Genomic DNA, 11,444 nt, shown 5'->3' on the forward strand with positions numbered 1-11,444 from the left:
GTCCAGGCCGGCGACATCAGGATCGACGATCGACAGGCAGACCGAGGTGTTGGAGCGCGTTTCCGGCACGACGGCCAGATGGCCGAGCCAGTCGGACTTCTGCACGAAGCCGTCGATGGTAGCGAAATTGGCGTCGGCACGCGCTACCAGAGCATCGAGCCCGCCCAGGGCCTTGGCCCATTTCAGCGCATCGAGATAATCCTCGACGCACAGCATCGACGGCGTGTTGATGGTCTCGCCCTTGAAGATGCCTTCGATCAGTTTGCCGCCCGAGGTCATGCGGAAGATCTTGGGCAGCGGCCAGGCCGGCTTGTAGCTCTCCAGCCGCTCGACAGCGCGCGGGCTGAGGATCAGCATGCCATGCGCGCCTTCGCCGCCGAGCACCTTCTGCCAGGAGAAGGTGACGACATCGAGCTTGGCGTAGTCCATGCGCTGGGCGAAGGCCGAGGACGTGGCGTCGCAGATGGTCAGGCCCTTGCGGTCGGCCGGAATGAAGTCGCCATTGGCGACACGGACGCCCGAGGTCGTGCCGTTCCAGGTGAAGACCACGTCGCGGTCGAAATCGACCTTGGCGAGATCAGGCAGCTCGCCATAGGGCGCTTCGAACTTGCGGACGTCTTCGAGCTTGAGCTGTTTGACCACGTCGGTGATCCAGCCCGCGCCGAACGACTCCCAGGCAACCATGTCGACGCCGCGCTCGCCGAGCAGCGACCACAGCGCCATCTCGACAGCACCCGTGTCGGAGGCCGGAACGATGCCGATGCGGTAATCGGCGGGAACCTGGAGAATCTCACGCGTCAGCTCGATCGCCTGTTCGAGCTTGGTCTTGCCAATCTTGGCGCGGTGCGAGCGGCCAAGCGGTGCATCGGCGAGGCCCTGGAGCGACCAGCCGGGACGTTTTGCGCAGGGACCTGAGGAGAAATGGCGGTTCGCCGGACGGAGTCCGGGCTTGGTGACGATCGTCATCGTGGTTCTATCCTTCCAGATAGCTGGCCCCTCGTTGGGGAGGGGTGGCCCACGGCGGGAAATACAGAAATGCCCGGAAATCCGCAAGAGGCAAAAGAGTTTGCGGTCGACAATCTTGCAGGTTCGTGCAGGTGCGATCGGAACGGAGTTAGAACATGCCAAGAGAAGTGGCACGCCAGTGACACGGTCTGTTCTCGGGACGTTCCCCTTAAGGCAAGGCGCTCAGCTATGCGAGGCATTCACTTGCACGATTGGCAGAAGCGCCGGCACGTACGAGCCGCCATCCGTTGATTTGGTCGAGGAAATCACCAGGTTTTTGGCGAAGTACCAACACAGCGAGAAGCCACGAACCATTCTACATTGAGGTGATCGGTAATGGCCAACACAGGTCACGTACTGCCTGAGCAAAAGATGCCAAGCTGATCGTCGTGGCGGCGTTCAACCGCGATGCCGAGGGCGACCTTCAGCCCGCGTTCGATCCCCGAGAAATGCAGAGCGAAGAGGCCGCTGCGCGCTTGGTCAAGATGGTCGAGAGCGAACATGCTGGCGTCATCGCCTGGTCTCGCGATGCTAACCCAGCAATCGGGGAATACGGCGAGCCAAAGATTTATATCAGAGTGGCGAAGTGCCGGACATGGAATGAAGCCTCCGGGCCGCATGGATCGTCGCCAATGCGGCGGCAGCTTGGCAGATGTGGTAGGTGCTTTGACTTGCTCTACCCCGAACGGGTGATGTTGCTGTAAAGATACACTGAGATCGACTTGAATTACCCTCCAGTTGCAATGCTATTACTACAAATACTAATCTGCATATTATTTGAGACTATTTTTCGGTGGATGCGGCAATGAAAAATATTCTACTTTTGTCTGGCGGGTCAATCGCTGTCACCGGCAGCGTGCTTTCTCACAATTCGACATCGTCATCCTTGCCCAAGGTCCTAGCCACGGGCGCGCTGGCGATGGCACTGGCCACAGTGCCGGCAATCGCAGGAGGCGGCGATGGCGGCGGATCGAACGGCGGGTTTGGCGGTGGAGTCGACGCCGACTATCGAGGTTTACCCGGACAAGACGGTCGAAGATCGGCCGTCGGCGGTGGAGGCGGTGGGCCAGGCGCCGCTGGGGGAAACGGCAGTGATGACCTCGCACCAGGTGACTCTGGATCTGGTGGAGCCGCGGGATCTGCAGCGGGTGGCAATGGGGCATCTGGCGGGGATGCTACCGACACTGCGCTCGCTGGCGGCGGTGGCGGCGGCGGTGGCGGCCATGGATACTCGGGCTCCGTTCTTTCTGGAGACTCCTTCTTTGGTGGGAACGGAGGCCGCGGAGGAAACGCACCGGGCGATGGAGTTCTCGGTAATGGCGGTGATGGCGGCGGCGGCGGGGCCGGCGGCTACGGTGCCGTCGTGATTGGAGCCGGGACGGACATCATGCTTTCCGGTGTCAGCCTGACTGGCGGACACGGAGGCGCAGGTGGTGCTGGAAGATTCGAAGGTGGAGACGGGGGCGATGGTGGAGCCGCATTAGCCTATCGAGGATTGTCGCTAACCATCCAAGGACACCTTGTCGGCGGCGCCGGCGGTGATTTTGGAGAGAGTCTACTCGGGTTATCCGTGGGCGATGGTGGCAACGGCGGCTCGGGTCTGATCTTCGGTGCTCAAAGCCTGATCGTATCGGGTGAAATCCTCGGTGGTAGCGGCGGCGGCAATGGCGTCGTAAATGGGATCAATGGCGCAGGAGGAACCGGCATCGATATTGTCCGGGATGGTGTTGCGATCATCAACGCCGGGACCATCTCGGGTGGCTTGTCGGGTGATGGGGTAACCCGCGCGAACGCCATTACCTTCGCAGGCGGGGCCAATCGATTGGAGTTGTGGGCAGGAGCGACGATAAACGGCACTGTCGACGCCAGCGCGGGCAGCAGCAGTACACTTGCATTCGGTGGCAACGAGAACGGCAGTTTCGATCTGTCGCAGATCGGTGCGACGGTACAATACCGCGGGTTCCAGACGTTTGAGAAGTCCGGCAGCAGTGTCTGGACCTTCACCGGAACCAGCCTCAATCCATTGTCCTGGACGGTCGACGCCGGCAAGCTGATCGTAAACAGTTCGATTGCCGGCTCGGCGGTGACGGTTTGGTCCGGCGCAACGCTCGGCGGCACGGGCACGGTCGGTGCGACGGTCATCCAGTCAGGGGGCATCCTGGCGCCAGGCAATTCGATCGGCACCTTGAACACCGGGGCACTGACCTACGCGGCCGGCGCGATCCACGAAGTCGAACTGGCCCAAGGCGGCAACACGGCCGGCATCCACAACGACCTGATCTTGGCGAGCGGGCTGGTGAGCATCGATTCCGGTGCCATCTTGCGCGTTGTGCCGGAAAACGGCACCGATACCGGTGAATTCTACGTGCCTGGGCTCACCTACACGATCATCACCTCGAGCGTCGGCGTTGATGGCAGCTTCGGCTCGCTGATCGACAACTACCTTTTCCTCGATTTCGTCGATAGCTACGATGCTAACAACGTCTATGTGACCAGCCAGCTCGGGGCCGATGTTTCCTTCTGCCTGCCCGGTGCGACGGCCAACCAGTGCGCGGCTTCGAAAGCGGTGCAGTCCTCGGCGCCGAGTGCGCTCTTTTACGCCATCGCCAACATGACCGACGAAGACGTGGCGCGTGCCGCCTTCGACCAGCTCTCCGGCGAGACCCACGCCTCCGCCAAGGGCATGCTGCTCGACGACAGCCGCTTTGTCCGCGACGCCGCCAACGACCGCATCCGCTCGGCTTTCGGCCAGCCGTCGGCGACCTCTCTGCCAGTCTTGGCCTATGGCGAAGGTGGCGCCGAACTCGCCGCGGCCGATACCGACCGCTTCGCTGTCTGGGGCAACGCTTTCGGTTCATGGGGTGACAATGACAGCGACGGCAATGCCGCCACGTTCGACCGCTCCATCGGCGGTCTCTTGATGGGCGGCGACGCACTGGTCTTCGATACCTGGCGCGTAGGTCTGATGACCGGCTTCAGCCGCTCGTCCTTTGATGCTGACGACCGTGTTTCGTCAGGCGACGCCACCAGCTACTATCTCGGCGCCTATGGCGGCAGCCAATGGGGCGCTGTGTCGCTGCGCACCGGCGCTGCCTACAGCTGGAACAGTGTCGAGACCAGCCGTGCAGTGGCCCTGCCTGGCCTGTCCGAGGTGCTGGCTGCCGACTATGATGCAGGCACGGCACAGGTCTTCGGCGAGGCCGGCTACCGCATCGATACGACGGCAGTATCGTTCGAGCCCTTCGCCAATCTTGCTTATGTCAATGTGCGCACCGACGCGTTCACCGAGACCGGTGGGTCAGCAGCGCTTTCACAGGCGAGTTCGAACACCGATGCGACCTTCACCACGCTTGGCATCCGCGCCTCGGACGATTTCGCGCTCGGCACCATCAACGCAACCGCACGCGGCATGATCGGCTGGCGTCACGCCTTTGGAGATGTGACGCCCCTGTCGACGCTGGCCTTTGCCGGCAGCGACGCCTTCACCGTCACTGGCGCACCGATCGCCAGGGATGCCGCTGTCATCGAGGCCGGCCTCGACTTCGACATCGCGCCCAAAGCCAAGCTCGGCCTTTCCTATGCCGGACAGTTCGGTTCGGGCGTGTCCGACAATGGCGCCAAGATGGATTTGAGCGTAAGCTTTTGAGGGCAGTGGGGTTCCACTCGATGGCCTGCTCGAGCTTGGCCTTGCCGATCTTGGCGCGGTGCGAGCGGCCGGGTGGGGCGTCGGACCAGCCGGGACGTTTTGCGGCGGGAGCAGACGAGTTGTGCCCGATTGTCGCATTTGCCGGGCTCGCTCCTTGAGTGCCCAACGTCATGGCCATGCCTTCGTGGGGATGAAAGATCAGGCTTCGRCCGCCCGGGTTGATCCCCCCGGTATCCGTCTGTAGGACGGCACCCAGGCATCGACGGAGCGGAAATTTGGCTATCAGCAGGCGTTCAGGCTTGTCCTTCTGGAAGACCTCATCTGAGGCAACCAGGGAGGCCGCGCGCGGCAGGCTTTCTGCGATCGTGCGCCAGAATATCGACGGGCTGGTGGCCAGGTTCTACGAGAACTTCCTCCGCGACGAGGAGGCATCGGCCTTCTTGAGCCATTCGGTCGTGCATGAGCGCCTGAGCCATTCGTTGCGCAGATGGCTGCTCGACCTTATCGAAGCGGACCCTCATTCCGGCCTCGATGCCTTTGACGCGCGTCAGATCAAGATCGGCGAGATCCACGCCCGGCTGAAAATCCCCAACCACCTGGTCATGGAGGGCATGGGCCTTCTCAAGACGGAGATCGCTTGCAAAGTCGCCGAACTCGATCTGGAGTCGGCATCGACCGCCCACACCTTGATCTTGCTGGACGAGATCATCGACTACGCCATGAGGTTGATGAGTGCCGCCTATGTGTCCGACACCAAGCGTCGGGTACAGACCGACGAGGCTTTTCGCCTGCTCTCCTTGGGACAGGACATCAATCTCGAGCGCGAAACCCAGCGTGCCACGCTCATGGAATGGAGCCAGTCCGTTCTCTTCAACCTGCTTGGTCACGGTAGCAATTCAGCGCCGGGCTACCTTGCAGCGTCTCCGTTCGGTCTTTGGGTTCGGCATCGGGGAGCACTTCTTTTCCAGGGCTCACTCATCCTGGAGAGCATCGAAAAGCTGATCGGCGAAATCGATGGCGAAGCTTTGCGCTCGATCGATGGCAATCAGCCGGCATCGGTAGCCGAGTTCCAGCGCCGCATCGAGGAGATCAAGTTCCTTCTCAACGATCTCTTTCAAGCCGCGGCCAGTCTCGAGAACGGTCGGGACCCCCTGACGCGGGCACTCAATCGACGCTTTCTTCCCTCGGTCCTGGGGCGTGAAATCACCCTCGCCAAGAATGCGAAGACCCCACTCAGCGTTCTCATGCTGGACGTCGATCACTTTAAGGCGATCAACGACAGATATGGTCACGCCGTCGGCGATATCGTTCTAAGACATACCGCAGAGCTTCTTTTGAACGCCGTCAGGCCCAGCGATTTCGTCTTCCGCTACGGCGGCGAGGAATTCCTGATCGTTTTGGTGGAAACCGACCGGACCGAGGCTTGCGCCATTGCCGAGCGGATCCGCCAACAGCTGGCGGAGCAAGAAGTTTCGGTGCGGGATCGGGACGTATTGTCGGTCACTGCGTCCATTGGCGTTGCGACCTATGAAGGCCATCCAGACTACGAGTATCTCGTCGATGCCGCCGACAAGGCTCTCTATCGCGCCAAGAAGGAAGGCCGCAACCGCGTGGTCATGGGTGTGGCCAACTAATACGTCAGGAGCGGCTGGGCCGCTTCTTTCCCTTGGCGTGGACCTCGCGCGGTGGCCGTGGTTGACAATGATGGCCTGGTGGCCGACATACCCGCCATGCTTACAGTTTCCTTTGCCCACATCGTCATCTGCAAAGGCAGCCTCCTCATAGGCTGATTGCCTGGTGCCACTACCTGCGAGAGCAAGAGCGGCACCAGGATAGCGAGATCCATCACCCAATAATTGCATATGCGCCGGCTACGCGAGTTGCTGCGCTCGTAATTGCGCGCGCTCGCTAACGCCCGGACGCCATCATTTGGACTGATCCGAAATGACCTTCAAATACAGCTTCACGTTCCCTATCAGCGGTGGGAACAAATTGCCTCGCTTCAAGGATTGGGCTGCCGTGCATGCGCCGGAAATCGAGGTCAGCCTCCCGCCCCAAGTTCCGGTCAAGAGCGAGGCCATGACGATACGCCTCAAGTCCGCCGATGACCGGCAAAAGCTCCTGACCAAACTGGCTGGTGTAGAGTTGTAGCCTCAAATGGCGGTGGCGGGCCAAGCTCGCCACTGCCGGGCATCGCCCTGCGCCCCGCCGTCTCATGAGCGGGCTCCGGTCGGTTCTTTGACGGCAAAAGATTGCCGCACAAGCGGGCGAAGATCGTTGAACCGGTCAGAAACGAAAACGGCGGGCCTTCGCCCGCCGTCATTTTCGATTGTAGGATCAAGAATTTACCAAAGGTCGTAGCGCAGGCCGACCTTGACCTGGTGATAGTCGACGCCCTTCTTGTTGGTGAGCGTGTTGAAGTCGACATATTCGAGATCGGGCGAGGTCAGATACTGATAGCCGACATCGATCGAGGTGTTCTGGGCGACCCTGTAGGCGACGCCGGCGCCAACCGAATAGGCCATCTTGTATTGCGTATCGTGTGAATAGAAGTTGCGCGTCGGGTCCTGGTCGGTGATGCTCGCTCGCTGGCCCGAATAAATCAGGCCAAGGCCCGCACCGACATAGGGCGTGAAACCGGCGATTGTTCCGAGATCGGCATAGACATTGGCCATACCGCTCCAGACATTGTTCTCCAAGGAAATCGTCGTGATGCCGTTGGTCGCGTCGTAGCGGTCGTTGGACAGGAAGCCGAGATTGAGTTCGCCGCGGAAGTAGTCGGTGAAGTGATAACCGGCGCCAATGCTGCCTGTGACATGCGTGTTGCGCGTGTCGACGCCCCGCAGCGTGAATTCATAAGGCGTGTCGTTGAAATTGTAGCCGATGTCGCCGCGCAGGTACCAGCCGGAGCCGACTTCCACGGGCACATATTCCGGTGCCTCCTCAACGACAACAGGCGGTTCATAGTCGGCAGCGATTGCTGCCAGCGGCCAAAGCATGGTCGCAGCCAGCGCCAGCGCCATGCGAGACGTCAATGTCATGATCGCATTCTCCCGAGATGGCGCCGGGGTGTTGCCTGAGAATCCAGCCGCCTTTCATGTCATCATTAACCATAGAGGTTAAGTCGCAGTTAAGGATAACAGGTGGTTAGCGGGCGTTTTGCAGGGCGGCTGCGCAAAGAAAAACCGCCCGGCGAACCGGGCGGTTTGATGTAATGGGTAGGGCCGAACTGGTCGCTTAGTTCAGCGAATAGCGCACGCCAAGCTTGAGATCATGCGAGGTGATGTTGTTGAACTTGAAGCCTTCGGCCCCTGCTACAGCGGGGTCGTCGTTGTAGAATGTGCCAGTGCGCGCATCGCCCAGATTGACGAAGCTGTAGCCAAGGTCGATCGTCATGCGTTCGGTGGCCTTGACGCCGACACCGGCGTGAAGCGCCCACGCGAAGTTCCACTGGGAAGCGTCGCCGGCGTAGCCAGCGCCGCTGCGCTCGACATTGACGTCACGGAAGCCTGAAATCGTGTTGCGCGATGCGCCGATGCCCGCGCCCACATAGGGCGTAATGCCGTAGAAGGTGCCGACATCCGCGTAGGCATTGGCCAACATCAGCCATTCCGACTTCTTGGCGCTATAGTCGTTGGTATAGAAATTGTTGGTACCGCCATACCTGACAAAGTCGGTCGCATTGAAGTCGGATGCGCCGCGATATTCCACGGAGACGTCACCACGCAGGAAGTCGTTGAACTGATAGCCGATGCCGCCACCGAAGATCGGCGCAGACGCGAATTTCCCCTCGTGAGGCCATGAGTGTTCCAAAATGGCGGGGTTTTCGAACAATACCGAATTCAGATCGCCGAGCTGCTGGTTGCTCATGCCGATATGACCGCGCAGATACCAGCCGCCATAGACCACAGGTATCGGGTCTACGATCACCGGATCCGGCAAGTCTGCCGCGAATGCTGGCGCGGCAACGCCGGCGAGCAGCGCGGCGATAAACGCTTTCCTTCCAAAATCAAACATGCTGAAAAATCCCATCCGTGCGGACCCGCTACGCGCCCGATCATGACTAACCCGCGTGGATAATGCTTGGTATAGGTTAAGGTGCACTTAACCGTGTCGGTTAACTACGAATGCTTGCAACAACTGTTTTTTGCCAAGATGAACTGGCTTTCTCGCGCACAAAAAAGCCCGCTTGAAGCGGGCTTTTCCGATCGCTGAAGTAATCCGATGTCAGGCGGCCGTACGGGTTTCCGAAATGACGCCGACAATGTCGTTGACCACTGTCTCGACCAGCTGCGGGTCATCGCCTTCGGCCATGACGCGGATCAAAGGCTCGGTGCCCGAGGGGCGGATGACCAGGCGGCCGGTCTTGCCCAGCCGGTTGCGGCCGTCTTCGATCGCAGCCTTGACCAGTGCTTCCTCAAGCGGCTTGCCGCCGGAAAAGCGCACGTTCTTGAGCAACTGCGGCACCGGTTCGAAGGTGCGGCTCAGCTCGCTCATCGGCTTATTGGAGCGCTTGATGCAGGCCAGCACCTGCAACGCCGCCACCAGGCCGTCGCCGGTAGTCGAATAGTCGGTCAAGACGATGTGTCCCGACTGCTCGCCGCCGATGTTGAGGCCATGCGCGCGCATGTGCTCGACGACGTAACGGTCGCCGACCTTTGTGCGGTGAAGCTCGAGGTTGATGTCGCCCAGGAAGCGTTCGAGGCCGAGGTTCGACATGACCGTCGCCACCACGCCGCCACCGGCAAGGCGGCCGCTCTGCTGCCAGGATTGCGCGATCAGCGCCATGATCTGGTCGCCGTCGACGACGGTGCCGTTCTCATCGACGATGACGACGCGATCGGCGTCGCCGTCGAGCGCGATGCCGATGTCGGCGCGCACTTCATGAACCTTCTTCTGCAGGCCGGCCGGATGGGTCGAGCCGCACTCGTCGTTGATGTTGAAGCCATTGGGCTCGACATTGATGGCGATGACCTCGGCGCCGAGTTCCCACAGGGCAGCAGGGGCCACCTTGTAGGCCGCGCCATTGGCGCAGTCGACGACGATGCGCAGGCCCGACAGCGACATCGAACGGGGCAGGGTGCGCTTGGCGAATTCGATATAGCGGTCATGCACGCCGTCGACGCGCTTTGCCCGGCCAAGCCCGTCGGAATCGGCAAGCATCGCTTCGACGTCCTGGTCGAGCATCGCTTCGATGCGTTCCTCGATCTCGTCGGACAACTTGTAGCCGTCGGGGCCGAACAGCTTGATGCCGTTGTCGTGGTAGGGGTTGTGCGAGGCCGAGATCATCACGCCGATGTCGGCGCGCAGCGAACGCACCAGCATGGCGACGGCCGGCGTCGGGATCGGGCCGAGCAGGAACACGTCCATGCCGGCGGCGCACAGGCCGGCCACGAGCGCGTTCTCGATCATGTAGCCCGACAGCCGCGTGTCCTTGCCGAGCACGACGCGATGGCGGTGGTTGCCGCGCTGGAACGACAGGCCTGCGGCCATGCCGACCTTCATCGCGATCTCCGCCGTCATCGGAAATTTGTTGGCCCGTCCGCGAATGCCGTCGGTGCCGAAATAGCGTCCAGCCATGTTTAGCCTGTCCCCGTGAAGTCCACCCGCGATTGCTTTGCCACAATCAGAGGCGACCAACGCATCACATTTGGTGAGTTTATGTCACAAAACCTTATGAGCCAACAGATTGGGAATTGAACAGGTTAAATAGAGGAATTCATTTGTTGCAGAGCGAAACTCTGCTCCTTCGGCTCCATCTGATGCTGAAGGCCGGATTTCGCCTAGATCAGCCACGTGTGCCGGAAGGTAGTCCCGACAGTGGTCAGTGGACCGACGAGGGAGTGGTTCGTGTCAGTCGGCGAGTAACCGGATCTGGCCCAATTCGCGTCGGCAACCGGTGGCTCAATCCAACTCCGGCTCAGGAAGTTCGTCTAGCCACCAGCTTTGCTGAAATGAGAGCCGCCCTTCGGGATGTGCGAAAGGTGGATTCGCGATGGAAGCCCACACCTCAACTCTATGAGACGGTTGAAGGTCAGATCGCGGCAAACATGGCAATTGCCTTGCAGGCCCGCTTCCGGGTTTTCGAACTTCGAGGTACGCTTGTAGGCCCCGGACCATATGCACGTGAGTGGATTGCGGCACCTGCGACCAATCGTAGGTTGACAAGGAGCGAGCAAAACGAAGTCAACAGAATTGGGCAAACGTGGGGGTGTCATCGTTGCGGAAGCACGAATCCAGGTACTCGAAGCAGAGATTATGTGGGGGATCATCAAACTCCTAGCGCATTGGGAACACCCACAAGGATCTATCCTCACTGTCTAGGTTGCAGCCATTCGCAGGGCGGATTGGTTAGCGCGCTAAAGCCTTGGAGTGTAAAATGACAATTCATAGGCGAACCATTGCGTGTGAGTACTCAAGCTTCTATGTCGCCGGGTCCAGGGACGTTGATATCCCGATCGGCGGGGAGTTGCGGGGCATTAGGTCATCTGCTGAATGCATCAATGTATCGTGCCTGATCTTCCAGAATGGCGACATTACTGTTTCCCTTGCGGATGCAGATGAAGCCCACAGCCTCGCCAAGCCGGCATATGATGGCATGCTGGCAACACCTGCAGGCGTCGTGCTTCTGTTTGACGTCAACATGCCTGAGATACTCAGCATCACAGTTCCGGGGCGGGAGACGCGCGTGCGCATCTTGACCAATCATTCGACTGAGCCCGATGAGATAGAGATTGTTGTTGGTTAGATGCCGATCAGAATTGGGCATAGGCGGCGTGCTAGAGTGTACGTG

Annotated in this window: 10 protein-coding genes and 1 pseudogene; 5 read left to right on the forward strand and 6 right to left on the reverse strand. The window is 60.4% G+C overall.

The features are described from left to right. Window positions 1–966 (reverse strand): phosphoserine transaminase (locus AC1DUU_RS11400; RefSeq protein ID WP_476783529.1); only part of this gene is annotated, 966 nt, incomplete at its 3' end. 389 nt (window positions 967–1,355) lie between these two features. Then, window positions 1,356–1,508, reverse strand: coding sequence for a hypothetical protein (locus tag AC1DUU_RS11405; RefSeq protein WP_476783530.1), 153 nt, complete (start codon window positions 1,506–1,508; stop codon window positions 1,356–1,358). Window positions 1,509–1,964: 456 nt separating this feature from the next. On the opposite strand from AC1DUU_RS11405, the gene AC1DUU_RS11410 reads away from it, so the two are divergent. Together AC1DUU_RS11410 and AC1DUU_RS11415 are read left to right on the forward strand one after the other, a co-directional pair. After that, window positions 1,965–2,372, forward strand: a complete 408-nt coding sequence (locus tag AC1DUU_RS11410) for a hypothetical protein (protein ID WP_476783531.1) — start codon at window positions 1,965–1,967, stop codon at window positions 2,370–2,372. 203 nt (window positions 2,373–2,575) lie between these two features. Then, window positions 2,576–4,651 carry an autotransporter outer membrane beta-barrel domain-containing protein gene (locus tag AC1DUU_RS11415; protein ID WP_476783532.1) on the forward strand — a complete coding sequence of 692 codons (2,076 nt, stop codon included), beginning with the start codon at window positions 2,576–2,578 and terminating at the stop codon, window positions 4,649–4,651. A gap of 16 nt (window positions 4,652–4,667) precedes the next feature. On the opposite strand, the pseudogene AC1DUU_RS11420 reads toward AC1DUU_RS11415, so the two are convergent. Continuing rightward, a pseudogene (locus AC1DUU_RS11420) lies at window positions 4,668–4,823 on the reverse strand (phosphoserine transaminase); the annotation flags it as partial. 127 nt (window positions 4,824–4,950) lie between these two features. Here AC1DUU_RS11420 and AC1DUU_RS11425 point away from each other — a divergent pair. Beyond that, window positions 4,951–6,285: a GGDEF domain-containing protein gene (locus AC1DUU_RS11425; protein ID WP_476783533.1), complete on the forward strand. Its 1,335-nt coding sequence runs from the start codon at window positions 4,951–4,953 to the stop codon at window positions 6,283–6,285. Window positions 6,286–6,595: 310 nt separating this feature from the next. Beyond that, the gene (locus AC1DUU_RS11430) at window positions 6,596–6,802 is read left to right on the forward strand and encodes a hypothetical protein (protein ID WP_476783534.1); all 207 of its coding nucleotides are present in this window, start codon (window positions 6,596–6,598) and stop codon (window positions 6,800–6,802) included. 194 nt (window positions 6,803–6,996) lie between these two features. On the opposite strand, the gene AC1DUU_RS11435 is transcribed toward AC1DUU_RS11430, so the two are convergent. The 3 genes from AC1DUU_RS11435 to glmM all read right to left on the reverse strand — a co-directional run bounded on the left by AC1DUU_RS11435 (window position 6,997) and on the right by glmM (window position 10,231). Beyond that, the gene (locus AC1DUU_RS11435; protein ID WP_476783535.1) at window positions 6,997–7,692 is read right to left on the reverse strand and encodes an outer membrane protein; all 696 of its coding nucleotides are present in this window, start codon (window positions 7,690–7,692) and stop codon (window positions 6,997–6,999) included. Between the two features lie 196 nt (window positions 7,693–7,888). Next, the gene (locus AC1DUU_RS11440; protein WP_476783536.1) at window positions 7,889–8,668 is read right to left on the reverse strand and encodes an outer membrane protein; all 780 of its coding nucleotides are present in this window, start codon (window positions 8,666–8,668) and stop codon (window positions 7,889–7,891) included. A 210-nt stretch (window positions 8,669–8,878) separates the two neighbouring features. Further along, on the reverse strand, window positions 8,879–10,231 hold the full coding sequence (gene glmM / locus AC1DUU_RS11445; protein ID WP_476783537.1) for a phosphoglucosamine mutase: 1,353 nt from the start codon (window positions 10,229–10,231) through the stop codon (window positions 8,879–8,881). 799 nt (window positions 10,232–11,030) lie between these two features. Here glmM and AC1DUU_RS11450 point away from each other — a divergent pair. Beyond that, a complete protein-coding gene (locus AC1DUU_RS11450) occupies window positions 11,031–11,399 on the forward strand; it encodes a hypothetical protein (RefSeq protein ID WP_476783538.1) in 369 nt (122 codons plus the stop codon). Window positions 11,400–11,444: the final 45 nt, after the last annotated feature.

This window comes from Aminobacter sp. P4_H6_2 (genome assembly GCF_056400805.1).